The organism is Variovorax stachyos (genome assembly GCF_051400855.1).
In the GTDB taxonomy this organism is placed as follows: domain Bacteria; phylum Pseudomonadota; class Gammaproteobacteria; order Burkholderiales; family Burkholderiaceae_C; genus Variovorax.
On the sequence record NZ_JBLFFN010000001.1, the window covers coordinates 62,906 to 86,263 of the forward strand.

Sequence of the window (23,358 nt, forward strand, 5' to 3'; positions counted from 1 at the left end):
CCTGGAACAGGTGCATGCGTGTGCGCTCGGACGTGAGCATGAGCATGGCTGCGAGCACCAGCACCAGCGCCAGCACCGACACGAGCACGAGCACGAGCAGCCGCACGAGCGTGCGCGTGAGCGTGAGCGTGTGCGCGAGAGCCAACGTGAGCGAAGACCCGGAGCTCACGCCAACCTGCACCCCACACAAGGACGCGCCATGGCGCGTTGGACTTCAAATCCCCTCTGCGCGTGCCGAGGAGCGGAGCTTTTCGCGGAAAAAGGGCCGCGCGTGTTTGAGCCGCAGGCGAGTTTGCGCGGACCCCGCGAAAAGCGAGCACCGCAGGTTGCCCGTAGCGAAGCGGAGGGACGCGCGCAGTGGGGTCGCCTTTCTTTGGTTACTTTCTTTGGCGAGACAAAGAAAGTGACTCGCCCGCCGGGGCGAAATCCCGGCTCCGCACTCAAACCAACAGCAACGTTCGACTCGACAGCCAGAGTGCTCCCACCCCACCCCCCTGCGGAAGGGGATGGGGCAAGTCCGCATCATGGCGCGGAGGTTTTCCGGTGAAGGTGCACTGCTTCGTCACCGGCACCGACACCGGCGTCGGCAAGACGCTGGTCAGCAGCGCCATGCTGTCGTCATTGGCCGCTTCGGGCCTGCGCGCCGTCGGCATGAAGCCGGTGGCGGCCGGCCTCGAGCTCATCGACGGCACGTGGCGCAACGAGGACATCGAGCAGTTGCAGGCCGCCGGCAACGTCGATGCACCGCTCGCGCTTCGCTGCCCCTATGTACTGCGCGCCCCGATGTCCCCGCACCTGGCAGCGCAGGAGGAAGGCTTGCGCATCGCGTTGCAACCTCTGCTGTCGGCCTACGAGCAACTGGCAGGGCAAGCCGATGCCGTGATCGTCGAAGGCGTGGGCGGCTTCCGCGTGCCGCTGGCCGACGACTTCGACAGCGCCGATCTCGCCGTGGCGCTGGGGCTGCCGGTGGTGCTCGTGGTGGGCCTGCGGCTCGGTTGCCTGAACCATGCGCTCCTCACCGCCGAGGCGATCCGGGCGCGCGGCCTCGTGCTCGCCGGCTGGGTCGGCAGCGTCATCGATCCGCAGATGCTCTCCCTCGAGGCCAACATCGAAACCCTGCGCGCGCGCCTCGATGCACCCCTGCTCGGCGTGGTGCCGCACCTGGCCACGCCCGAGGCGGCCCAAGCCGCCCGCCACCTCGACCTTCGACCACTGCACGCGTTTCGCAGCACCGCGGCGCTGGCCGCCTGAACCCGCCTACAGGAACTCTTCTTTCATGGAACACAGCATCAGCTTCATCGACCGCAAGGCCACGGCCCCGCAACAGCACGCCCTTCCTCCCGACGCCGAGTGGAGCGTCGACAGCGTCGCGGCCCTCTTCGAGCTGCCCTTCAACGACCTGCTGTTCCGCGCGCAGCAGGTGCATCGCGCGCACTTCGACGCGAACACCGTGCAGCTCTCGACCCTGCTGTCGATCAAGACCGGCGGCTGCGAGGAGGACTGCGGCTACTGCCCGCAAAGCGCGCACCACGACACCGGCCTGCAGGCCAGCAAGCTGATGGCGCTCGACGAGGTGCTGGCAGCCGCCCGGGCCGCAAAGGACCATGGCGCCACCCGCTTCTGCATGGGCGCGGCCTGGCGCAGCCCGAAGGAACGGCACCTGGAGCCCGTCATCGAGATGGTGCGCGGCGTCAAGGCGATCGGGCTGGAGACCTGCGTGACCCTCGGCATGCTCGAGGCCGAGCAGGCGCAGCGGCTGGCGGACGCGGGCCTCGACTACTACAACCACAACCTCGACAGCGCCCCCGAGTTCTACGACAAGATCATCACGACCCGGACCTACCAGGACCGCCTCGACACCCTCGGCCACGTGCGAGACGCCGGCCTGCATGTGTGCTGCGGCGGCATCGTCGGCATGGGCGAGTCGCGCCTCGAGCGTGCCGGCCTGATCGCGCAGCTGGCCAATCTCGACCCGTACCCGGAATCGGTGCCCATCAACAACCTGGTGCAGGTCGAGGGCACGCCGCTGGCCGGCACCGAGCCGCTCGACCCCTTCGAGTTCGTGCGCACCATCGCCGTCGCCCGCATCACCATGCCGAAGAGCATGGTGCGCCTGTCGGCCGGGCGCGAGCAGATGGACGAGGCGCTGCAGTCGCTGTGCTTCCTCGCCGGCGCCAATTCGATCTTCTACGGAGATCGCCTGCTGACCACCGCCAACCCGCAAGCCGCGAAGGACCGCGCGCTGCTGGCGCGGCTGGGCATGCGCAGCGACGCCTGAACCCCACACTCCACGACAAGGAAGCACCGCCCATGTTCAACAAGATCCTCATCGCCAACCGCGGCGAGATCGCCTGCCGCGTCGCCGCCACCGCGCGCCGCATGGCCATCCGCACGGTCGCCGTCTACTCCGATGCCGACGCGCATGCCAACCACGTGCGCGCCTGCGACGAGTCGGTGCACCTGGGCGGCAGCGCGCCCAAGGACAGCTACCTGCGATGGGAAAAGATCCTCGAGGCCGCCAAGGCCACCGGCGCGCAGGCGGTGCATCCGGGCTATGGCTTCCTGAGCGAGAACGAGGACTTCGCCCGCGCCTGCGCCGAGGCCGGCCTGGTCTTCATCGGCCCGCCGCCCTCCGCCATCCAGGCCATGGGCCTGAAGGCCGAGTCCAAGCAGCTGATGGAGAAGGCCGGCGTGCCGCTCGTGCCGGGCTATCACGGCAAGGACCAGGACCCGGCGCTGCTGGCACGCGAGGCCGAGCGCATCGGCTACCCGGTGCTGATCAAGGCCAGTGCCGGCGGCGGCGGCAAGGGCATGCGGGTGGTCGAGAAGCACGCCGACTTCGCTGCCGCGCTCGCCTCCTGCCAGCGCGAGGCCATCAACAGCTTCGGGGACGACGCGGTGCTGGTCGAGAAATACGTGCAGCGCCCGCGCCACATCGAGATCCAGGTTTTCGGTGACACGCAGGGCAACTACGTCTACCTGTTCGAGCGCGACTGCTCGGTGCAGCGGCGCCACCAGAAGGTGCTGGAGGAGGCGCCGGCGCCGGGCATGACGGAGGCCATGCGCCGCGAGATGGGCGAGGCGGCGGTGGCGGCGGCACGCGCGGTGAAGTACGTGGGTGCGGGGACGGTGGAGTTCATTGTCGAGCAGCGCAATGACGGCTCGATGAACTTCTTCTTCATGGAGATGAACACGCGGCTGCAGGTGGAGCATCCCGTGACCGAAGCGATCACCGGGCTGGATCTCGTCGAGTGGCAATTGCGCGTGGCCTCCGGCGAGCCGCTGCCCTTGAAGCAGGAGCAACTGCAGATCAACGGCCACGCCATCGAGGCACGCATCTGCGCCGAGAACCCCGACAACAACTTCCTGCCCGCCACCGGCACGCTGCGCGTCTACCGCAAGCCGCAGCACACCTCGTTCCAGCGCAGCCGCGTGCGCATCGACGACGGCGTGCGCGAAGGCGACGCGATCTCGCCCTTTTACGACTCGATGATCGCCAAGCTGATCGTGCATGGCGCAACCCGCGAGGAGGCGCTGGCGCGGCTGGACGCGGCGCTGGCGCAGACCCACATCGTCGGCGTGGCGACCAATGTGCAGTTCCTGCGCGGCGTGCTGCGCACCGATTCCTTCGCCCACGCGAAACTGGACACCGCGCTCATCGAGCGCGAGCGCGCCGTGCTCTTCGACCAGGAACCGCTGGGCCTGCCCTTGGCGGCTGCCGCAGCCGTGGTGCGCACGCTGCTGGCGGAGCGCTCCCAGGCTGCGCCGTCGGAGCCCTTCGCGCGCCGCGATGGCTGGCGCGGCTTCGGCGAGTACCAGCGCCGCTTCGACTTCGAGTTCCGCGGCGAGGCGCAGCAGGCGCTCCTGACTTATCGGCGCGACGGAAGCCTGTGGCTGAAGGTCGGCGGCGTCGAGGGCGTGCTCTCGATGGGGCACTTCCCCTCGGGCGAGATCGAGCTGCAGTTCAACGGCCTGCGGCGCACGCTGAACGTCTACGAGGAGGGCGCCACGACGCATGTCTTCGCCCACGAGGGCGCAAGCCGTATCGTGACGCTGGATCCGATGGCCCACGCCGGGGACACGCATGCCGATGCGGGCCGCCTCACCGCGCCGATGCCGGGCAAGGTGGTGTCCTTCGCCGTCAAGGCCGGCGACAAGGTCAGCCGCGGCCAGGCGCTGGCGGTGATGGAGGCGATGAAGATGGAGCACACCATCGCGGCGCCGGCGGACGGGACCGTGGAAGAACTGCTGTACGTGCCGGGCGACCAAGTGGCAGAGGGCGCGGAGCTGCTGCGCATTGCGGCGTAGCCGGCTGCGAGCTTCGCGTCAAGTGATTCGAGGCGCAAACTCAAAGAGGTGGCTCCGGTCTTGCTCCCCTTTGGGGCTGAGGCCAGCGGCTCCGCTTCCGCCTGCGCGGAACCGGATTGACCGAAGGGTGACCACGTCTCGCGGTCACGCGTGGGGCTGGGGTGGGGGCCCTGGACGCTCGATCTGTGCGCTGCTGTTCGTATTTGTCCCGCTGTATAGACCGGGGACCTGGGTAACAGGTGTGCGGGGACATAGTAAACACTTCGAACGCTCAATCCGAAGCGGCAGAATGGCGCAGGTTCAGGCGCATGAATCTGTGATGACAGAAGAAGGCGTCGAAGCAGCCGTCGGCCTGGGGTCCGGGCGCATTGCCACGGGCAGCCTGTGCAAGGCACTGGACAGGCGCAGCTTGCGGCCCTCGAACTGCACCCCAGCCGTTCCAGCCCACTGTCAGCACCCGGTCGTCCGGCCCGTACTCCATTCTTGAGCTTGCACCAGGTCCGTGAAGCCGCGCCCAGCATCCTCGCCGCACAAGTCTTTCGCCGACGTGATCGCCTATGAAAAGGCGCATCCGGGCCGCATGAGCTTCGCCTCGTCCGGCAATGGCGCATCCGATCACCTCACTGCAGAGCTGGCGCGCACTGGCCACCACCGAGGTGGTCGGCAATACGCCGGAGCAATTCGTCTACCAGCAGGCCGAGTACGACCGCTGGAAGAAGGTGATCGAGACGGGGAAGATCACTGCCGACTAGGCGCTGTCGCTGGTCAGAACTCGTCGTGAGACGTTGGCTCTTGTTCTGTCTCGCACCCCTCGATCCCCTTGCAGAGAATCCACACGCGGCCGTGGTGCTGGGCAGCAAACAGTTTGAGTGGGTCCAACAGTGATGGAGGAGCGATGATGCTTGCGTTCACCGACGGCGACAGCGGCAACTCCACAACCACAAGACCTTTGTCCTCGTTGTAGTAACGGTATATATCTTCCCTTTTCATGCCAATGGCCCAGGCTTGGCTCTGGAGGATCAACACGGTCGGTGCTTTTTTCTGTGCCTTTGCAAAGCCGTCCAACATATCCTTCTGGACTCTTTCAGAAAAACGCGGAGCTTTGTAGGCGGGATTTGCCATAATCAACCCCATCCATGGGACAAGCACGGTGTCTTTGCCTGCGAACTCAAACATCGCGTGTGCAGTCCCCATGCTCGCGATGTCGAAGCCATCGTGCTTCACAAACTCACGCATGTCCATCCGTGACGGGTTCTGGAACGACAGCGGTTTCACTTCTACTCGCCGCGAACTCGTCAGTTCCTCCCGCAGCATGTCCACTTCAGGGCCTGCAGCGTTCGCAGGATCTAGTACGATATGTTTGAGCACCGTTTGGAAGACAAGGTCCTTATCCGCGGTTGTCTGTAAATCCCGTTCGTATTTCTCCTGGATCTCTCGATAGTAGGAGATGCCTTCTCCCCCTTGGTTTGCGCCAGATACCGTGCCGGCAATCAGGGCAATGTTCGCCGAAGCATAGTGGGTTTCAGCCAAAATTATCTTCTTCACTCCCTTATCCCGAAGCTGTCCCACCAAGTCCTTGTAACGGGCAAGCTCCTTGTCATCCTCTCCTCCCGAGGCCTCGATCCTTTGCGAGCCCGAGATCCATTTCCACGTGCTAGAGAATGCATTCCATGCCTGGTGGGACAAGGAGCCGATCATGAAGTTGCGCTCATGCGAAAGAGTGGGAGGCCGTTCGGCAGAGTCGGCCCCATCGATGGGCAAGGTAGAGTTTGCCGATGATGGGCTTTGCTGCTCGCCGGTGTTATGCCTCTGCGGCCCAAAGAAGTGCTGCTTTGCCCGTTCACTCGCCAACTTCTGCTTTTCCGTTGCGTTGAGATAGCGGGCGGACTTCGGTCGCTGCTCCTTTGCATGGATCTTCGCCTCGTGGCGACGCGCTCTCCGATTCTTCGGGTCATTGGATTGTTGTCCGACAGGCACCAAAGCCGTAGTGTTGTTGTTGAAAGATATCGAAGCGTTGGTGTGACCGACAGACGAAAAAGAGGTGGGGGATGATGTAAAGTTCATGCAGCTTGCGTAACGCTGCGGTTGGAAAAGTTCCATGATCTCGGTCGAGCGGCATGTCCGAATCCTTGTCGGTCCGCTTCCTGAATGTCTGCTCCTGGAAAAGGCATATTGACTTATATGACTGACTATCGCCTCGCTTTCATCGCGCTGGCACGGGAGGTTTGCGATGTCCTCGGGAAAGCGCACCTCCATCTCGAAATGGATGCTGAACAACAATGCTCCTTTCAAATGGAGATGGGAGACATTCCATTCCTGATCGTTCACGGCGATACCCACGACCCCGGGCGCTTCAGCATCTACGCGCGTCTGGGCCAGCCCGCCGCTGACGACGCCCGTGCCTATCGCAGGTTGCTGGAAATCAATCCATTGCTGCTGGCCAGTGGCAATGCCACGCTTGGAATGGATTCGCAAAGCGGCGATATCGTTTTGGCTTTTCAGGACGAGATTGCGGCATTCAACGCAGACATTCTGCTCGACCGCCTGGACGACGCCGTGGACCTGGCCATTCGCTGGCGGGAAGATGGATTCGAGGCGGCGCAGGCAAGTCCGGACTGGGCCGCTGCAATCGCGATGGTGTAGGCGAGGCGGCCACGGAACAGCGTAGAGTCCCCGTTCCAATTTGATGGCACTCGCCGAAGACTCTGACATCCAGCATGCGAATCACTGTCTGCCTCACCGGCAATCGCCCCGACGCCTGGATCGAGGGCTTGCGCGCTGCGCTGCCCGCTGCCACGGTCGAGAACTGGCAGCCCGGCGCAGCGCAGGCCGACCATGCCGTGGTTTGGTCGCCGCCGCAGGCTTTCATCGACGAGCAGCCGGGCCTGCGCGGCATCTTCAACATCGGTGCCGGCGTCGATGCGCTGCTCAAGCTGCGGCTGCCGCCCGAAGCCTTGGTCGTGCGCCTCGACGATGCCGGCATGTCGGTGCAGATGGCCGAATACGTGTGCCACGCGCTGATCCGCCATTTCCGCGAGTTCGACTTCTACGAAGCCGAGGCGCGCGCAGGCCGCTGGGCCTTTCGCAAGCCGCGCGAGCGCGAGGACTTTCCCGTCGGCGTGATGGGCCTGGGCGTGCTGGGCGAGCGCGTGGCGAAAGCGGTTGCGCAATTCGAGTTTCCGATCAACGGTTGGAGCCGTTCGCCCAAGGCGATCGAGGGCCTGCGCTGCTTCGCGGGCGAGGCGGAATTCGACGCCTTCCTCGGCGCCACCCGCGTGCTGGTCAACCTGTTGCCGCTGACCGAGGCCACGCGCGGCATCCTCAATCGCCAGACGCTGTCGCGCCTGAACGGCGGCCAGCCCGGCGGTTACCTGATCAACGTCGCGCGCGGTGCGCACCTGGTCGAGGCCGACCTGATCCCGCTGCTCGAGAGCGGGCAGCTCGCCGGCGCCACGCTCGACGTGTTCGAGGTCGAACCGCTGCCTGCGGACCATCCCTTCTGGCGCCATCCGAAGATCACGGTGACGCCGCACGGTTCGGCGCGCACGATGCGCAACGCCACCATCGCCCAGATCGCCGGCAAGATCCTGGCGATCGAGCGCGGTGAGCCTGTGGCTGGCGTGGTCGAGCGGGAGCGGGGATACTGAAAAGCGGATGTCCGCATTCCTGAATGAAGCACTGAGCAAGGCCCACCCATGAAACTCCCCACCCGAGTCAAGCTCGTCGACGTCGGCCCGCGCGACGGGCTGCAGAACGAAAAGCAGGCCGTACCCGCCGAGGTCAAGATCGGCCTGGTCCACCGCCTGCAGGAGGCCGGACTGAAGGAGATCGAGGTCACCAGCTTCGTCAGCCCCAAGTGGGTGCCGCAGATGGCCGACAACGCCCAGGTCATGCAGGGCATCCGCCGCCGGCCCGGCGTGCGCTATTCGGTGCTCACGCCCAACATGAAGGGCTTCGAGGCAGCGATCGCGGCGCCGCGCGAGGAGTGGCCCGACGAGATCGTGGTCTTCGGCGCCGCCAGCGAGGCCTTCAGCCAGAAGAACATCAACTGCTCCATCGCCGAGAGCATCGAGCGCTTCCGTCCCGTGGTGGCGGCGGCGCGCGAGAAAGGGATCCATGTGCGCGGCGCCATGTCCTGCACGGTGGGCTGCCCCTACGAAGGCGAGATCGCGCCCGAGCGCGTGGGCATGCTCGCGAAGCTGATGAAGGACATCGGCGTGCAGCATGTCGGTGTGGCCGACACCATCGGCGTGGGCACGCCGCTGAAGGTGCGGCGCGCACTCGAGGCCACGCTCGAGCACTACGGCATCGACGACATCTCCGGCCACTTCCACGACACCTACGGCCAGGCGCTTTCCAACACCCTTGCCAGCCTGGAAATGGGCGTGTGGCAGTTCGACACTTCGGTCGGCGGCCTGGGCGGCTGTCCCTTCGCCAAGGGCGCGACCGGCAATGTCGCGACCGAGGAGGTGGTCTACATGTTGCACGGCATGGGCATCGAGACCGGCATCGACCTCGACCAGTTGATCGACGCCGGCGTCTACATCAACGAGGCCCTCGGCCGCGAGCCGAACTCGCGGGTGTCGAAGGCGATCCGCACCAAGCGCGCGGGGTGAGCCGATGAAGACGAACATCCCCCGCGCCAGGCACGCATGCCCGATACATGTGCGGCGCTGAATTGACTTCCCTCCCCGAAGGCGTGCAGCGCGTCGCGCGACTGCTGCAGGCGCTTGGCCATCCGCATGCCCCAAGGATGCTCGACGACGCCTGCCGTACCGCGCAGCAGGCGGCCGATGCGCTGGGCATCTCGGTGGCGCAGATTGCCAAGAGCATCGTGTTTCGACGCAAGAGCGACGAGGCGGCGGTGCTGGTCGTGACCTCGGGCGACAAGCGGGTCGACGAGAAGAAGGTCGAAGCGCTGGTCGGCAGCAAGCTGGGCCGCGCCGATGCCGACTTCGTCAAGCGCGCGACCGGCTTCTCGATCGGCGGCGTCTCGCCCTTTGCCCATGCCACGGCGCCGGTGATGCTGATCGACCGCGAGCTGTTCCGCTTCGACGAAGTCTGGGCGGCGGCCGGGCACCCGCATGCGGTGGTGCAGCTGCGGCCGCAGGAGCTCGAGGCGCTGACCGGCGCGCCGGTCGCGGAGGTGGTGTGAGCTGGGATGCCCTCCATCCGCTGGCCGACCGCGCCGTCGCCGCGCGCAAGACGGCACGCGACGTGCCCTCGCCCTGCATTTCCGTCTGCCGCATCGACCCGGCCAGCGGCTTGTGCGAAGGATGCCTGCGCACCATCGACGAGATCGCCGCCTGGAGCGGCGCAGACGACGCGACCAAACGCAGCGTGTGGCGATCCATCGAGCTGCGCGCGGATGCGGGCTTCCTGAACTCAGCGGAAAAAGATCGCCCATGAAGCACATCACCTTCCATCTCGACTTCATCTCGCCCTACGCCTACCTGGCCTTCGAGCATCTGCCGCAGGCGCTCGAAGGGCTGAGCTACAGCGTGGCCTACCGGCCGGTATTGCTGGGCGCGCTGCTCAAGCACCACGGCCAGCTCGGGCCCGCCGAGGTTCCGGAGAAGCGGTCCTGGACCTACCGCCACGTGCTGTGGCTCGGTCAGGCGAACGGAATTCCGATGGAGATGCCGGCGACGCATCCCTACAACCCGCTGCCGCATCTGCGGCTCGCGCTCGCCACCACGACGGACGGCGACATCAACCGCCACGTGGCCGAGACGATCTTTCGCGATGTCTGGCAAGGCGGCGGCGAGGCGGGCGATGCCGCGCGGCTGGCCGCCCTCGCTGCGCGGTTGCGGCTGCAACGCGATGCCGGCGGCGAGGAGGTGAGGGCCCGACTCAAGGCCAACACCGACGAAGCCATCGGGCGTGGCGTGTTCGGCGTGCCCACCTGCGAGGTCGATGGCCGCCTCTTCTGGGGCTTCGACGGGCTGGCCATGCTGGGCGACTACCTGCGCGGGAGCGCCTGGTTCGATGGCCCGGACTGGGAAGGCGCCCCGCGGCGCCCCACGCTGCTGCGCAGCAGCAATCGCTGATTTTTCTACAGCTTGAAACCCGCGCTGCGGGTTTCACCTTAAATCGTCAGCACCGGTTCAGTTTGGCGAAAGCCCTGGGTCAGTCGTCGCGCCAACAATTCGTCACGCCCCACGCCGTGGGAACAACAGGAGACGACAAAAAATGGCAGCCACACTTGATTCGCAGGGAAGGCCGATGCCTGTCCCTCGGCCCATGTCCGCGGAGGAGAAGAAAGTCATCTTCGCTTCCTCGCTCGGTACCGTGTTCGAGTGGTACGACTTCTATCTCTACGGTTCGCTCGCGGCAATCATCGCCAGGCAGTTCTTCAGCGGCCTGGATGCGGGCGCGGCCTTCATCTTCGCGCTGCTGGCCTTTGCCGCCGGCTTCCTGGTGCGGCCCTTCGGCGCCATCGTGTTCGGCCGCCTGGGCGACATGATCGGACGCAAGTACACCTTCCTGGTCACCATCCTGATCATGGGCCTGTCGACCTTTATCGTCGGCCTGCTGCCCACCTATGCCACCATCGGCGTCGCGGCGCCCGTCATCCTGATCGCGCTGCGCATGCTGCAAGGCCTGGCGCTCGGCGGCGAGTACGGCGGTGCCGCCACCTACGTCGCCGAGCACTCGCCGCACGGCAAGCGAGGCGCCTACACCTCGTGGATCCAGACCACGGCCACGCTGGGCCTGTTCCTGAGCCTGATCGTCATCCTCGGCGTGCGCACCTGGCTCGGCGAGGAAGCCTTCAGCACCTGGGGCTGGCGTGTGCCCTTCCTGGTCTCGATCGCGCTGCTGGCGATTTCGGTGTGGATCCGCCTGTCGCTCTCCGAGTCGCCAGCCTTCCAGAAGATGAAGGCCGAGGGCAAGACCTCCAAGGCACCGCTGTCCGAGTCCTTCGGCGAGTGGAAGAACCTCAAGATCGTGATCCTGGCGCTGATCGGCCTCACCGCCGGCCAGGCCGTGGTCTGGTACTCGGGCCAGTTCTACGCGCTCTTCTTCCTCACGCAGCAGCTCAAGGTCGATGCGACCACGGCCAATCTGATGATCGCGGCGGCGCTGCTGCTCGGCACGCCCTTCTTCGTGGTCTTCGGCACGCTGTCGGACAAGATCGGCCGCAAGCCGATCATCATGGCCGGCTGCCTGCTGGCGGTGGTGACCTACTTCCCGGTCTTCAAGATGCTGACCGAGTTCGCCAACCCCGACCTGGCCAAGGCACAGGCCACCGCCGGCGTGACCGTGACGGCCGATCCCAAGTCCTGCTCCTTCCAGGGCAATCCGGTGGCGCGGGAGATCGACTTCAAGAGCTCGTGCGACATCGCCAAGCGCTACCTGGTGCAGAACTCGGTGAGCTACGACAACGTCGAAGGCCCGCCCGGCTCCAAGGCCGTGGTCAAGATCGGCAACAAGACCATCGAGGCGCCGACCGGCAACGTGGTCAACCACAAGTTCGACGAGGCCTCGGCCAAGGAGATCGCCGCCTTCAAGAAGGGCGTGGCCGACGACCTGAAGGCCGCGGGCTACCCGCCCAAGGCCGACCCGGCCAAGATGAACAAGCTGATGGTGGTGCTTCTGCTGTTCTACCTGGTGCTCCTGGTCACGATGGTCTACGGCCCGATCGCCGCCATGCTGGTGGAGCTGTTCCCGACGCGCATCCGCTATACCTCGATGAGCCTGCCGTACCACATCGGCAACGGCTGGTTCGGCGGCCTGCTGCCGACCACCGCCTTCGCGATCGTGGCTTCGACCGGCAACATGTACAACGGCCTCTGGTACCCGATCATCATCGCCGGCATGACGCTGGTCGTCGGCACGCTGTTCATCCGCGAGACCAAGGACGTCGACATCTACGCGAACGACTAGGGCTTTCCAGTCGACCTGAACTGAGCAAAGGGCCACGGCCCTTTGTTCAACAAAGAGGCCTCGTGCCGTGTCCATGGCGCGAGGCTTTTTCGTTGAACATCCAGGAGATTCAGACCATGTGGAAATTGGCCATCGGCTTCGTCATCTTCGCGGCCATCTCGCTCTTCGTCATCATGCAGGCGGGCGACAAGGTCGACATGTCGGGCGAGAAGCACGGCGGCGACGTCACGCACGCGCCGGAGCCTGCCGCGGCCCCGAAGTAGCGCGGGCGTCGACCTGCCGCACGCCGTCGTTCTCGCGTGCCGAACCGTCAACGCTTGAACTTCCCGTCACTGATGATCGAAAGATCGGCGAAGTCGATGCCCGAGTGATCCTGCGGCGAATAGCTCACCTCCAGGCCGCCGCCGAGATCGAAGTTGCGAAGGCTCTCCAGGGCCGCGAGCACCTTGGGCCGGGTCGGCTTGGGGCCGGCGCGGCGCAGGGCCTCGACCAGCACCTTGGCCGAGGCGTAGCCTTCGAGCGCGGCCGGCGACAGTTCCTGCTGGCCTCCCTTGGCGCGCACCAGCGCCAGTGCCTCCTTGACCATCGGGTGACCGATCGAGCGCTCGCTGGGGAAGACCTGGGCCACGATCACGCCGCGGCTCTTGTCGCCCAGCTGCTTGATGAAGCCCGAGGAGGCGTTGTTCGACAGCGTGACCACCTGGGCCGCCGAACCCACCGCGCGCAGCGCCTTGACGCCATCGGCCACCGCCGTGCTGGAGGCGATCCACACCACGGCCTGGGCCTGGGCCGCCGCGATCTGCGGCACGAGGGCCGCGTAGTCCGGCTTGTCGCGGTCGGTCGGCAGCACCACCGCGGGCTTGGCCTTCGCCTTCGTGAACCCCGCCATGGCCCCTTCCAGCCCGTCCTGCCCGAAGGAGTCGGACACGTGCACCAAAGCGATCCGCTCGAGGCCGATGGTCAGCAGGTGCGCCACTGCCTTCTCGGCTTCGCGCTGGTAGGTGGCGCGGACGTTGAACACATGCTTCTGCAGCGGCCGGTGCAGCACCATGGCGCCGGTCGAGGGGGCGATGAGCGCCACGCCGTGCCGGTCGAGCCAGGGAATGACGGCCTGCGAGTGCGGCGTGCCGCGGCTCATGAAGAGGGCGACCACCTTCTTCTCCTCGATCAGCACGCGGGCGTTCTCGCCGGCGCGCTTGACATCGAAGCCGTCATCCATGCGCAGCATCTCGATCTTCTCGCCGTGGACGCCGCCCTGCGCGTTCGCGGCATCGATCGCCAGCTGCGCGCCGAAGATGGTTTCGTTGACGCCCGTGGCGACGGAGCCGGTGATGCCGGCCGTCTGTCCGACCAGGACCTGCGCGGCGGCATGGGCGCTGGCCAGCGCCAGCAGGGCGGTTGCGCAAAGCAGGCGCATGTGCATGGGAGCTTCTCCTGAATACGTTCGATGTAGGCAAAGGTGCCGTCCGTTGAGTCACCCACGGTACCCGGTTTGCTCCGCGCAAACCCCTGCCGAACCGGCGGCCATGTGAAGCTTTGCACGTTGTCGCTCGCCGGTTTCTAGAATGTCTGCCCCACCCCCAAGGCACTCATGACACAGGGCTCCATCCGGATACGCGGTGCGCGTCAGCACAATCTCCAGAATCTCGACCTCGACATCCGCACCGGCGAGATGACGGTGGTCACCGGGCCGAGCGGTTCGGGCAAGTCGAGCCTCGTGTTCGATACGCTCTATGCGGAGGGCCAGCGCCGCTACGTCGAGACCTTCTCGGCCTATGCGCGGCAGTTCCTCGATCGCATGGACAAGCCGGCGGTCGACAAGGTGGAAGGCGTGCCGCCGGCCATCGCCATCGACCAGACCAACCCGGTGCGCTCCTCGCGCTCGACCGTCGGCACGATGACCGAGCTCAACGACCACCTGAAGCTGCTGTATGCGCGCGCCGCGCAGCTCTTCGATCGCGAGACGGCGCTGCCGGTGCGGCACGATTCGCCCGACTCCATTTATGCCGAGCTGGTGGCGCGCGCCGCAGCTGCCGGCGATCCGCGGGTGGTATTGACCTTCCCGGTCGAGCTCCCGGCCGGCACCAGCGACGACGAGATCGCGCAATGGCTGTCGGCCAGCGGCTTCACCCGGGTTCAGGGTGAGCGCGAGATCGCCACGCCCACGGGCCCGCGAAAGGTGCTGGACGTGGTCGCCGACCGCTTCCGAATGGCGAACGCCGAGCGCGCCCGGGTGATCGAGGCGATCGAGGTGGCGCTCAAGCGGGGCAGCGGGCGGCTCACCGCGCATGCGCTGCCGGCGGACGAAGGCGGCCGCCCCGCTGCTTCATCCCCAGAGGTGTGGAAGTTCTCGACGGGCCTGCATTGCCCGGATACGGACATTCGCTACGCGGACCCGATCCCCTCGATGTTCTCCTTCAACTCGGCGGTGGGTGCCTGCGAGACCTGCCGCGGCTTCGGGCGGGTGATCGGCGTCGACCTGGGGTTGGTGATCCCCAACGACAAGCTGACGCTGCGCGCCGGCGCCATCAAGACCATCCAGACGCCGGCCTGGAAGGAAGCGCAAGACGACCTGATGCGCCATGCCGAGACGGCCGGCATCCCGCGCGACACGCCCTGGTACAAGCTCACGCCCGAGCAGCAGGCCTGGGTGATCGAGGGCTCGCCGCACTGGAACGGCAAGTGGAACCAGCAGTGGTACGGCGTGCGCCGCTTCTTCGGCTACCTGGAGAGCAAGGCCTACAAGATGCACATCCGCGTGCTCTTGTCCAAGTACCGCAGCTACACGCCGTGCCCGGCCTGCGGGGGCGCGCGGCTCAAGCTGGAAAGCCTGCTGTGGCGCATCGGGAGCAAGGCAGACGCGGATGCGGTGCTGGCGCCCTCGAAGCGCTTCATGCCGGTGGGGGTGAAGTGGTCGCGCGAACAGCTGGAGGCGCTGCCGGGGCTGTGTTTGCATGACCTGATGCTGCTGCCGATCGAAAGATTGAGGCAGTTCTTCGATGGCATGGCGGCTCCCTCCGCGTTCGGGGGAGGGCAGGGGTGGGGGCCGGTGGCGGTCGCACAGCCTGCGAGCCCCCACGTCAACCCTCCCCCGGAAGGGGAGGGAGCAAGACAAGGGGAGACGCAGGCGCTGAAGCTCCTCTTCGACGAAATCACCACCCGCCTGCGTTACCTGCACGACGTCGGCATCGGCTATCTCACCCTCGATCGCCAGAGCCGCACGCTCAGCGGCGGCGAGGTGCAGCGCATCAACCTGACGACCGCCTTGGGCACGTCGCTGGTCAACACCCTGTTCGTGCTCGACGAGCCCAGCATCGGCCTGCACCCGCGCGACATGAACCGCATCACCGAGGCCATGCTGCGCCTGCGCGACGCCGGCAACACGCTGGTGGTGGTGGAGCACGATCCGGCGGTGATGCTGGCCGCCGACCGGGTGATCGACATGGGCCCCGGCCCCGGCGTGCGCGGCGGACGCATCGTCTTCGACGGCGGCCCCGCCGAGCTGCGCCATGCCGACACGCTGACCGGCGAGTACCTGGGCGGGCGCAAGCAGATCGGCATGAGCTTCAGGCGCATGGTGAGCGACAACACGCCGCGCCTCATCCTCGAAGGCGTGCGCGAGCACAACCTGCGCAACATCACGGTCGAGTTCCCGCTGGCACGGCTGGTCTGCGTGACCGGCGTCAGCGGCTCGGGCAAGTCGACGCTGATCCAGGACGTGCTGGCGCCCGCGCTGATGCGCCACTTCGGCAAGGCGACCGAGACGCCGGGCGCGCACGACCGGCTGCTCGGCGCCGAGCAGCTGAGCGAAGTGGTCTTCGTCGACCAGTCGCCCATCGGCAAGACGGCGCGCTCCAATCCCGCAAGCTACGTGGGCGCGTGGGACGCGATCCGCGAGATCTTCGCCACCGCGGCGCTCGCGCGGCAGCGCGGCTACACGGCCTCGAAGTTCAGCTTCAACAGCGGCGACGGGCGCTGCCCGACGTGCGGCGGCTCCGGCTTCGAGCATGTGGAGATGCAGTTCCTCTCCGACGTCTACCTGCGCTGCCCCGACTGCGACGGCAAGCGCTACCGGCCCGAGATCCTCGAGGTGAAGATTGAGCGCGGCGGGCGCAGCCACAACGTGGCCGACATCCTCGAGCTCACGGTGGCCGAGGCCACGGCACTCTTCGCTGCCGACCGCGAGGTGCTGCGCGTGCTGCAGCCCATCGTCGACGTGGGCCTGGACTACGTGAAGCTGGGCCAGCCCGTGCCCACCCTCTCCGGCGGCGAAGCCCAGCGCCTCAAGCTCGCGGGCTTCCTGGCGGAGGCGGCCAAGAACGGCAGCGCCAGCAAGCAGCCGCTGGCGCGCAAGGGCACGCTGTTCCTGTTCGACGAGCCGACCACGGGCCTGCACTTCGACGACATCGCACGCCTGATGCGCGCGCTGCGCAAGCTGCTCGACGCTGGCCATTCGCTGGTGGTGATCGAGCACAACCTCGACGTGATCCGCGCCAGCGACTGGCTGATCGACCTCGGCCCCGAGGGCGGCGAGGGCGGCGGCGAGGTGGTGGCGGTGGGCACCCCCGAGCAGGTGCGCGAGAACAGCGCCTCGCTGACCGGCGCCGCGCTGGTGGACTACGAGCTGGCGATCGGGCCCGGCGCCTACAAGGTGGCGGAGCGCGCGGCACGCACGTATGCGGCGCGCGCGCGGCAGCAGCAGGCGGCCGGCCGCGATGCAATCCAGATCGTCCATGCGCGCGAGCACAACCTCAAGAACCTGTCGGTCGACATTCCGCGCGGCAAGTTCAGCGTGGTGACCGGCGTCAGCGGCTCGGGCAAGTCGACGCTGGCCTTCGACATCCTCTTCAACGAGGGCCAGCGGCGTTACCTCGAATCGCTCAATGCCTACGCGCGCAGCATCGTGCAGCCCGCGGGCCGGCCGGAGGTGGACGCGGTCTACGGCATCCCGCCCACCGTGGCCATCGAACAGCGGCTGTCGCGCGGCGGGCGCAAGAGCACGGTGGGCACGACCACCGAGGTCTGGCACTTCCTGCGCCTGCTCTACGTCAAGCTGGGCATCCAGCACTGCGTTCATGACGGCGCGGCGGTGCAGCCGCAGACGCCGGACAGCATCGCGGCACAGCTGCTGAAGCACTTTCGCGGCCAGCACATCGGCCTGCTGGCGCCGCTGGTGAGCAACCGCAAGGGCGTCTACACCGAGCTGGCGGACTGGGCCCGGCCGCGCGGCTTCACGCACCTGCGGGTGGATGGCGAGTTCCTGCCCACGACCGGATTCCCGCGCCTCGATCGCTTCAAGGAACACAGCATCGAGCTGCCGGTGGCCAGCCTCGACGTGGAGCCCGAGAACGAGGCCGAGCTGCGGGATGCGCTGGCGCGCGCGCTGGAGCACGGCAAGGGCGTGGTGCATGTGCTGAGCGAGCTCACAGGCCTGCGCGGCGCCATGATGGCGGGCGTGCCCACCTTGGGCATCGGCCGCGTCCAGGTGTTCTCCACGCTGCGCGCCTGCCCGGTGTGCAGCACCAGCTACGGCGAGCTGGACCCGCGGCTGTTCTCGTACAACAGCAAGCACGGGTGGTGCCCGGACTGCGTGGGCACGGGGGTCAAGCTCACGAAGGAGCAGCGCAAGGTCTACGACGACTCGACGATGGCGGCGGACAACCGCGGTCGGGAGCAGACCTTCGCGGAGCCCGAGGCCGAGGACGTGGGGGAGGTGGCGTGCCCGGCTTGCCAGGGGACGCGTTTGAACCGCACTGCCCGGGCGGTGTTGTTTGGCGGGGATGCCCAGGGCAGCGCCCCTTTCCCCGGCCCTCTCCGCGGCGGGGAGAGGGCGTCAAGCCCCGGCGCGGGCATGTCGACGGGCTCCGGATTGCTCCCTCTCGCGCCGGCGGGAGAGGGCTGGGGCGAGGGCGGCATCGCCATCACGCAGCTCGCAAGGATGAGCGTGACCGATATCCGCGTGTGGTTCGACCACATCGCGCTGACCGGAAGACAAGCCGAGATCGCACGCGACCTGGTCCCCGAGATCAGGAGCCGGCTCGAGTTCCTCGAGGAAGTCGGCCTCGGCTATCTCACCTTGGACCGCGGCGCCCCCACGCTGTCGGGCGGCGAGGCGCAGCGCATCCGCCTTGCGGCACAGCTGGGCAGCAACCTGCAGGGCGTGTGCTACGTGCTGGACGAACCCACCATCGGCCTGCATGCGCGCGACAACCAGATCCTGCTGGACGCGCTGCACAAGCTGGGCGAGAAGGGCAACACGCTGGTGGTGGTGGAACATGACGAAGACACCATCCGCCGTGCCGACCACATCATCGACATCGGGCCCAGCGCGGGCAAGCGCGGCGGGCGGCTGGTGGCCGAAGGCAGCGTCGCCGACCTGGAGGCCGCGAACGAATCGCAGACCGGGCGCTACCTGCGCGATGCGATCAAGCACCCGCTTCAGTCGAGGCGGGCTGTCCTTCTCTCTCCCCCGGAAGGGGAGGGAGCCTTGCGCTGGCTGACGGTGCACGGCGCCGATCTGCACAACCTGCAGGAAGTCACGGTGACCCTGCCGCTCAACCGTCTGGTCGCTGTCACCGGCGTCAGCGGCTCCGGCAAGTCCACGCTGGCGCGCGACGTGCTGCTCGCCAACGTGCATGCCATCGTCGTGCAGCGCATGACCAAGGCCGGCCGCGACGCCGACGCCGCCGGCAAGCGTCCCGCCTGGTCCGGCTGCGCCAGGATCGAAGGCTACGAGCCCATCGACCGCGTGCTCGAGGTCGACCAGACGCCCATCGGCAAGACGCCGCGCAGCTGTCCCGCCACCTACATCGGGTTCTGGGACACCATCCGCAGGCTCTTCGCAGACACGCTGGAAGCCAAGGCGCGCGGCTACGGCCCGGGCCGCTTCAGCTTCAACACCGGCGAAGGCCGCTGCCCGGGTTGCGAAGGCGCGGGCGTGCGCACCATCGAGATGAGCTTCCTCCCCGACGTCAAGGTGCCCTGCGAGGTCTGCCATGGCGCGCGCTTCAATGCCGAGACGCTGGCCGTGAGCTGGCGCGGCAAGAGCATCGGCGACGTGCTGCAGATGGAGGTGGACGAGGCGGTGGAGTTCTTCGCCTCCATGCCCAACATCAGCCACCCGCTGCAGCTGCTCAAGGACGTGGGCCTGGGCTATCTCACCCTGGGCCAGCCTTCGCCCACGCTCTCGGGCGGCGAGGCGCAGCGCATCAAGCTGGTGACCGAGCTCAGCAAGGTGCGCGACGACGTCACGCGCCGCGGCAACAAGGCGCCGCACACGCTCTACGTGCTGGACGAGCCGACGGTGGGCCTGCACATGGCCGACGTCGAGAAGCTCATCCATGTGCTGCACCGGCTGGTGAACGGCGGGCACAGCGTGGTGGTGATCGAGCACGACCTGGACGTGATCGCCGAGGCCGACTGGCTGATCGACCTCGGTCCCGAGGGCGGCGATGGCGGCGGGCGGGTGGTGGCGGCGGCGCCGCCGGAAGAGGTGGTGCGGCTGCGCACGCACACGGGTGTCGCGCTGGCGCCGGTGCTGGCGCGCGGCGCGGGGCGGCATGAGGTGGTGCAGTTGCCGGTGCAGACCGCGCCGGCACCGATGCGTCGCGAGGCCTGATGCGGACCTTCTACAACGATCGCCACGCCTTGCACCACGGCAAGGTGGAGATGTTCCGCGGCGAGCTGGTGCCGTGCTTCGAAGTGCCGGCCCGCGTGGACTACGTGCTGGAGGAACTGAAGCGGCGCGGGCTCGGCGTCATCGAGACGCCGGACGAGGTCGACGAGGCCGCATTGGCGCGCGTGCATGCGCCCAGATACCTCGACTTTCTCGCCGGCGCGTGGGAAGAATGGGTGGCCCTCGATCCGGCCAACGCGCAGCGGGATGCGCTCCCCTCCTATTGGCCGATCCGGAGCTTCCGCTCGGACGTGCTGCCCGCGAGCTTCCCTGCGCGCATGGGGCTGTTCTCCTACGACGCCGGCACGCCCCTCACGGCCGGCACGTGGACCGCGGCACGCGCCGGCGCCGGCTGCGCGCTCGCGGCGGTGGCGCATGTGCTGGCTGGCGACCGCGCCGCCTTTGCGTTGACGCGTCCGCCGGGCCACCATGCGGGCGCGGATTTCTTCGGCGGCTACTGCTTCCTCAACAATGCCGCCATCGCGGCGCAGGCGCTGCGCGACGCCGGGGTCGACCGGGTGGCGGTGCTCGACATCGACTACCACCACGGCAACGGCACGCAGGCGATCTTCTACGAGCGCGCCGACGTGCAGTTCACCAGCATCCACGGCGACCCTCACACCGAATACCCGTACTACCTGGGCTATGCGGACGAGCGGGGCTCCGGCGCCGGGCTTGGCTTCAACCGAAACCTGCCGTTGGCGCGCGGGACCGGGTTCGTTCCGTGGCGCGAGGCGCTGCAGTCTGCGCTCGCGGGCATCGCCGGGTTCGGCGCTGGGGCGCTGGTCGTCTCTCTGGGGCTCGACACCTTCGCCGGAGATCCGATCGCAGGCTTTCAACTGGCCACGCCCGACTACCTGCGAGTCGGTGAGGACCTGGCGCGTGCTGGGCTGCCGACCGTGTTCGTCTTCGAGGGCGGCTATGCGGTGGCCGAGGTGGGTGTCAACGCGGTCAACGTGCTCGAGGGCTTCGTGCAGCAGGCGGCCTGACGCTCCGGCGACAGGCCAGGGGTCAGCCCGGATTGCCCGCGCTACGGCCTCGCGGCCAAATGACAGGCCTTTCTGTCCTGGAGCTGTCCCATGTTTCGCCGTTCCCTCCTGTGCGCCGCCCTGCTCGGCCTGGCCGCCGCCGCCACGCACGCCCAGAGTTTTCCCGTCAAGCCGATCAAGCTGGTCATCGCCTTCCCGGCCGGCGGCCCCACCGACATCACGATGCGCCAGTTGGCCGAAAACGCCTCCAAGATCATCGGCCAGCCCATCGTGGTGGAGAACAAGCCCGGCGCCGGCGGCACGCTGCCCGCGCAGGCACTGCAGACCGCGCAGCCGGACGGCTACACCATCGCGCAGATCCCGCTGGGGGTGTTCCGCCTGCCCTACACGACCAAGATCAACTGGGACCCGGTGAAGGACATCAGCTATGTGATCAACGTCACCGGCTATGCCTTCGGCATCGTGGTGCCCGCCGACAGCGCGCTCAAGAGCTGGAAGGACTTCGTCGACTACGCGAAGGCGAACCCCGGCAAGCTGACCTATGGCTCCACCGGCACGCTGACCAGTCCGCACCTCACCACCGAGCTGATCGCCCAGAAGGCGGGCATCGAACTTCAGCACGTGCCCTACAAGGGCAGCGCCGACCTGATGCTCGCTGTGCTCAGCGGGCAGTTGATGGCCGCGGCCGACAGCACGGGCTTCGCGCCGCAGGTGGAGGCGGGCAAGCTGCGCGTGCTGAACACCTGGGGCGAGAAGCGGCTGGCGAAGTTCCCAGATGCGCCAACGCTCAAGGAACTGGGTCTCGACATCGTGCAGAACTCGCCGTTCGGCATCGGCGCGCCCAAGGGCACGCCGCCCGAGGTGGTGAAGAAGCTGCACGATGCCTTCAAGCAGGCGATGGAAGAGCCCAGCTACGTGGCCGCGCTGGGCCGCTACGACATGCTTCCCATCTACATGAGCTCGGCCGACTACACGAAGTTCGCGCAGACCACCTTCGCGCGGGAGAAGGCGCTCATCGAGAAGCTCGGCCTGGCCAAGCCGCAGTAAAGCTGGTGGGGGCTGGTGCCGAAGCAGCCCGGCTTGCATTTGCTGCGTCCGGCCCCAGTTCCCGGGAATGACCGCGCCGGAGTTCCCGATGAACGAATCACTGCACGTCGTCTGTCCGCATTGCCACACCACCAACCGCGTGCGCCAGGCACAGCTGGGCAGCGCGCCCGACTGCGGCAGCTGCCACCGCCCGCTCTTCACCGGCCATTCGACCGCGCTGGACCAGGCGGCCTTCGAGCGCCACATCGGCCGCAATGAAATCCCGGTGCTGGTGGACTTCTGGGCGCCCTGGTGCGGCCCCTGCCGTCAGATGGCGCCGGGCTTCGAGCAGGCGGCGGCGCAGCTCGAGCCGCAGGTGCGCCTGGCGAAGGTCGATACCGAAGCGGTGCCGGCGCTGGCCACGCGCTTCAACATCCGCAGCATCCCGACCCTGGCCCTGTTCCGCGGCGGCCGCGAGATCGCGCGCCAGGCCGGTGCGATGGGCCCGGCGGATATCGTGCGCTGGGCTCGCGCGCAGCTGGGCTGAGTCCTCGTGGGCCGTCGCCCGCGCATTTGCGCGAGCGGTCGGCTTCACGGTCGCGCCCTGAAGAAGCGGCAGGGCGGCTTCAGCCGCGTGCCTGGAGAATGGCGGCCGCGACCTCGGCAAAGCCCGCGCCTCGCTCGCTGGGCGCCACGTAGCGCGGCAAGTGCGCCAGCGCCGTCTCGAAGCGCCGCACATTGGCGACGCCCACGCTGTGGGCGAAATGCTCGAACATCAGCGCGTCGTTGGTCGAGTCGCCCACGTAGGCCCAGCGTTGCATCTCGTCATCGAGCGGCCGGGCCCAGAGCTCGCGCACGATCCAGCGCGCGCCTTCCAGCTTGTTGTGCTCGCCGTACCAGCCGTTGATGTGGATGCTGCTCACAGTGGCGTGCATGCCTTCGCTGCGCATCAGGTCGGCCACCTGCGCGATGGTGGCGTCGTCGAGCCGGGTGAATTCGCTGTGGTCGATGGCGATGTCGCATTCCCGGCCGGTGGAATCTGCGGCGCGGCGCGCGCCGGGGATCTCGCGCTCGATGCGGCCGAGCACGGCCTGCATGCGTTCGAAGTTGCGCGCCCGGGTCGCGGCATCCTGCTGGTAGCGCTTCTCGATGCGGTCTGCCGCGGTGCGCACCAGTGCGACGGCGCCGTTCTCCGCCACGATCGCATCGACCGGCCAGAGGCTCGCGAAGGGCTCGCTCCAGCCTACCGGTCGGCCGGTCACGGCCACGAGGTTCAGCCCGGCGGCCTGCAACGCGCTCATCGCGTCGAGCGCATCCGGCGTGACGGCGCCCTCGGTGGTCAGCGTGTCGTCGATGTCGGTGAACACGCCGACGAGCTGCGCGCGCGCCTCGATCGGCCAGGCGTCGAGCGGGAGCATCAGCCGGCCGCCGGGCCGCCCCAAGGGCGGCTGCGCCCCCTTGGGGGGCAGCGAG

Annotated in this window: 19 protein-coding genes and 2 pseudogenes; 17 read left to right on the forward strand and 4 right to left on the reverse strand. The window is 67.5% G+C overall.

What is annotated here, in order from left to right:
- Positions 1-549 precede the first annotated feature (549 nt).
- From bioD to ACMGEZ_RS00320, 3 genes are read left to right on the forward strand one after another with little or no spacing between them, the layout of a single operon-like run.
- On the forward strand, positions 550-1,251 hold the full coding sequence (gene bioD / locus ACMGEZ_RS00310; protein ID WP_436820792.1) for a dethiobiotin synthase: 702 nt from the start codon (positions 550-552) through the stop codon (positions 1,249-1,251).
- Between the two features lie 25 nt (positions 1,252-1,276).
- A complete protein-coding gene (gene bioB, locus ACMGEZ_RS00315) occupies positions 1,277-2,278 on the forward strand; it encodes a biotin synthase BioB (RefSeq protein WP_436820260.1) in 1,002 nt (333 codons plus the stop codon).
- 32 nt (positions 2,279-2,310) lie between these two features.
- On the forward strand, positions 2,311-4,308 hold the full coding sequence (locus ACMGEZ_RS00320) for an acetyl/propionyl/methylcrotonyl-CoA carboxylase subunit alpha (RefSeq protein ID WP_436820261.1): 1,998 nt from the start codon (positions 2,311-2,313) through the stop codon (positions 4,306-4,308).
- A gap of 271 nt (positions 4,309-4,579) precedes the next feature.
- Here ACMGEZ_RS00320 and ACMGEZ_RS00325 read toward each other — a convergent pair.
- Positions 4,580-4,789 (reverse strand): annotated as a pseudogene (locus ACMGEZ_RS00325) (IS481 family transposase); the annotation flags it as partial.
- A 33-nt stretch (positions 4,790-4,822) separates the two neighbouring features.
- Between ACMGEZ_RS00325 and ACMGEZ_RS00330 the strand changes: the two are divergent.
- A pseudogene (locus ACMGEZ_RS00330) lies at positions 4,823-4,942 on the forward strand (tripartite tricarboxylate transporter substrate-binding protein); the annotation flags it as partial.
- Complete coding sequence (locus tag ACMGEZ_RS00335) at positions 4,911-5,060, forward strand: hypothetical protein (RefSeq protein ID WP_436820821.1); 150 nt, start codon at positions 4,911-4,913, stop codon at positions 5,058-5,060. The pseudogene ACMGEZ_RS00330 and the gene ACMGEZ_RS00335, both read left to right, overlap by 32 nt.
- 13 nt (positions 5,061-5,073) lie before the next feature.
- Here the strand turns inward: ACMGEZ_RS00335 and ACMGEZ_RS00340 are convergent, their stop codons facing one another.
- Positions 5,074-6,408: a hypothetical protein gene (locus tag ACMGEZ_RS00340; RefSeq protein WP_436820262.1), complete on the reverse strand. Its 1,335-nt coding sequence runs from the start codon at positions 6,406-6,408 to the stop codon at positions 5,074-5,076.
- An 81-nt stretch (positions 6,409-6,489) separates the two neighbouring features.
- On the opposite strand from ACMGEZ_RS00340, the gene ACMGEZ_RS00345 reads away from it, so the two are divergent.
- The 8 genes from ACMGEZ_RS00345 to ACMGEZ_RS00380 all read left to right on the forward strand — a co-directional run bounded on the left by ACMGEZ_RS00345 (position 6,490) and on the right by ACMGEZ_RS00380 (position 12,458).
- Positions 6,490-6,951, forward strand: a complete 462-nt coding sequence (locus ACMGEZ_RS00345) for a CesT family type III secretion system chaperone (protein WP_436820263.1) — start codon at positions 6,490-6,492, stop codon at positions 6,949-6,951.
- A 74-nt stretch (positions 6,952-7,025) separates the two neighbouring features.
- Positions 7,026-7,955 (forward strand): 2-hydroxyacid dehydrogenase, encoded by a 930-nt coding sequence (locus tag ACMGEZ_RS00350; RefSeq protein ID WP_436820264.1) that lies wholly within the window; start codon positions 7,026-7,028, stop codon positions 7,953-7,955.
- A 48-nt stretch (positions 7,956-8,003) separates the two neighbouring features.
- The gene (locus ACMGEZ_RS00355) at positions 8,004-8,924 is read left to right on the forward strand and encodes a hydroxymethylglutaryl-CoA lyase (RefSeq protein WP_436820265.1); all 921 of its coding nucleotides are present in this window, start codon (positions 8,004-8,006) and stop codon (positions 8,922-8,924) included.
- Between the two features lie 47 nt (positions 8,925-8,971).
- On the forward strand, positions 8,972-9,463 hold the full coding sequence (locus tag ACMGEZ_RS00360; RefSeq protein WP_436820266.1) for a YbaK/EbsC family protein: 492 nt from the start codon (positions 8,972-8,974) through the stop codon (positions 9,461-9,463).
- On the forward strand, positions 9,460-9,717 hold the full coding sequence (locus tag ACMGEZ_RS00365) for a DUF1289 domain-containing protein (protein WP_436820267.1): 258 nt from the start codon (positions 9,460-9,462) through the stop codon (positions 9,715-9,717). Before ACMGEZ_RS00360 ends, ACMGEZ_RS00365 begins: the two co-directional genes overlap by 4 nt.
- Entirely contained in the window at positions 9,714-10,358 is a 645-nt protein-coding gene (locus tag ACMGEZ_RS00370) for a 2-hydroxychromene-2-carboxylate isomerase (protein WP_436820268.1), read from the forward strand. The genes ACMGEZ_RS00365 and ACMGEZ_RS00370 overlap by 4 nt, the downstream gene beginning before the upstream one ends.
- A 142-nt stretch (positions 10,359-10,500) precedes the next feature.
- A complete protein-coding gene (locus ACMGEZ_RS00375) occupies positions 10,501-12,195 on the forward strand; it encodes an MFS transporter (protein ID WP_436820269.1) in 1,695 nt (564 codons plus the stop codon).
- A gap of 116 nt (positions 12,196-12,311) precedes the next feature.
- Positions 12,312-12,458 carry a hypothetical protein gene (locus tag ACMGEZ_RS00380; RefSeq protein WP_174263103.1) on the forward strand — a complete coding sequence of 49 codons (147 nt, stop codon included), beginning with the start codon at positions 12,312-12,314 and terminating at the stop codon, positions 12,456-12,458.
- Positions 12,459-12,505: 47 nt separating this feature from the next.
- Here ACMGEZ_RS00380 and ACMGEZ_RS00385 read toward each other — a convergent pair whose 3' ends face one another.
- Positions 12,506-13,618, reverse strand: a complete 1,113-nt coding sequence (locus ACMGEZ_RS00385; RefSeq protein WP_436820270.1) for an ABC transporter substrate-binding protein — start codon at positions 13,616-13,618, stop codon at positions 12,506-12,508.
- Positions 13,619-13,786: 168 nt separating this feature from the next.
- On the opposite strand from ACMGEZ_RS00385, the gene uvrA reads away from it, so the two are divergent.
- The 4 genes from uvrA (at position 13,787) to trxC (ending at position 22,432) form a co-directional block, all read left to right on the forward strand.
- Positions 13,787-19,813, forward strand: a complete 6,027-nt coding sequence (gene uvrA, locus ACMGEZ_RS00390; RefSeq protein WP_436820271.1) for an excinuclease ABC subunit UvrA — start codon at positions 13,787-13,789, stop codon at positions 19,811-19,813.
- On the forward strand, positions 19,813-20,859 hold the full coding sequence (locus tag ACMGEZ_RS00395; RefSeq protein ID WP_436820272.1) for a histone deacetylase family protein: 1,047 nt from the start codon (positions 19,813-19,815) through the stop codon (positions 20,857-20,859). Before uvrA ends, ACMGEZ_RS00395 begins: the two co-directional genes overlap by 1 nt.
- A 90-nt stretch (positions 20,860-20,949) precedes the next feature.
- Positions 20,950-21,906: a tripartite tricarboxylate transporter substrate binding protein gene (locus ACMGEZ_RS00400; RefSeq protein WP_436820273.1), complete on the forward strand. Its 957-nt coding sequence runs from the start codon at positions 20,950-20,952 to the stop codon at positions 21,904-21,906.
- Positions 21,907-21,994: 88 nt separating this feature from the next.
- The gene (gene trxC / locus ACMGEZ_RS00405) at positions 21,995-22,432 is read left to right on the forward strand and encodes a thioredoxin TrxC (protein WP_436820274.1); all 438 of its coding nucleotides are present in this window, start codon (positions 21,995-21,997) and stop codon (positions 22,430-22,432) included.
- A 79-nt stretch (positions 22,433-22,511) separates the two neighbouring features.
- Here trxC and ACMGEZ_RS00410 read toward each other — a convergent pair whose 3' ends face one another.
- Positions 22,512-23,303, reverse strand: a complete 792-nt coding sequence (locus ACMGEZ_RS00410) for an HAD-IIB family hydrolase (protein WP_436820793.1) — start codon at positions 23,301-23,303, stop codon at positions 22,512-22,514.
- Positions 23,304-23,358 lie beyond the last annotated feature (55 nt).

Coding starts and splice junctions, on each gene's coding strand:
- bioB (WP_436820260.1), top strand. CDS start 1,277: ATGGAACACAGCATCAGCTTCATCGACCGCAAGGCCACGGCCCCGCAA.
- ACMGEZ_RS00320 (WP_436820261.1), top strand. CDS start 2,311: ATGTTCAACAAGATCCTCATCGCCAACCGCGGCGAGATCGCCTGCCGC.
- ACMGEZ_RS00335 (WP_436820821.1), top strand. CDS start 4,911: ATGGCGCATCCGATCACCTCACTGCAGAGCTGGCGCGCACTGGCCACC.
- ACMGEZ_RS00340 (WP_436820262.1), bottom strand. CDS start 6,408: ATGGAACTTTTCCAACCGCAGCGTTACGCAAGCTGCATGAACTTTACA.
- ACMGEZ_RS00345 (WP_436820263.1), top strand. CDS start 6,490: ATGACTGACTATCGCCTCGCTTTCATCGCGCTGGCACGGGAGGTTTGC.
- ACMGEZ_RS00350 (WP_436820264.1), top strand. CDS start 7,026: ATGCGAATCACTGTCTGCCTCACCGGCAATCGCCCCGACGCCTGGATC.
- ACMGEZ_RS00355 (WP_436820265.1), top strand. CDS start 8,004: ATGAAACTCCCCACCCGAGTCAAGCTCGTCGACGTCGGCCCGCGCGAC.
- ACMGEZ_RS00360 (WP_436820266.1), top strand. CDS start 8,972: ATGTGCGGCGCTGAATTGACTTCCCTCCCCGAAGGCGTGCAGCGCGTC.
- ACMGEZ_RS00370 (WP_436820268.1), top strand. CDS start 9,714: ATGAAGCACATCACCTTCCATCTCGACTTCATCTCGCCCTACGCCTAC.
- ACMGEZ_RS00375 (WP_436820269.1), top strand. CDS start 10,501: ATGGCAGCCACACTTGATTCGCAGGGAAGGCCGATGCCTGTCCCTCGG.
- ACMGEZ_RS00380 (WP_174263103.1), top strand. CDS start 12,312: ATGTGGAAATTGGCCATCGGCTTCGTCATCTTCGCGGCCATCTCGCTC.
- ACMGEZ_RS00385 (WP_436820270.1), bottom strand. CDS start 13,618: ATGCACATGCGCCTGCTTTGCGCAACCGCCCTGCTGGCGCTGGCCAGC.
- uvrA (WP_436820271.1), top strand. CDS start 13,787: ATGACACAGGGCTCCATCCGGATACGCGGTGCGCGTCAGCACAATCTC.
- ACMGEZ_RS00395 (WP_436820272.1), top strand. CDS start 19,813: ATGCGGACCTTCTACAACGATCGCCACGCCTTGCACCACGGCAAGGTG.
- ACMGEZ_RS00400 (WP_436820273.1), top strand. CDS start 20,950: ATGTTTCGCCGTTCCCTCCTGTGCGCCGCCCTGCTCGGCCTGGCCGCC.
- trxC (WP_436820274.1), top strand. CDS start 21,995: ATGAACGAATCACTGCACGTCGTCTGTCCGCATTGCCACACCACCAAC.
- ACMGEZ_RS00410 (WP_436820793.1), bottom strand. CDS start 23,303: ATGCTCCCGCTCGACGCCTGGCCGATCGAGGCGCGCGCGCAGCTCGTC.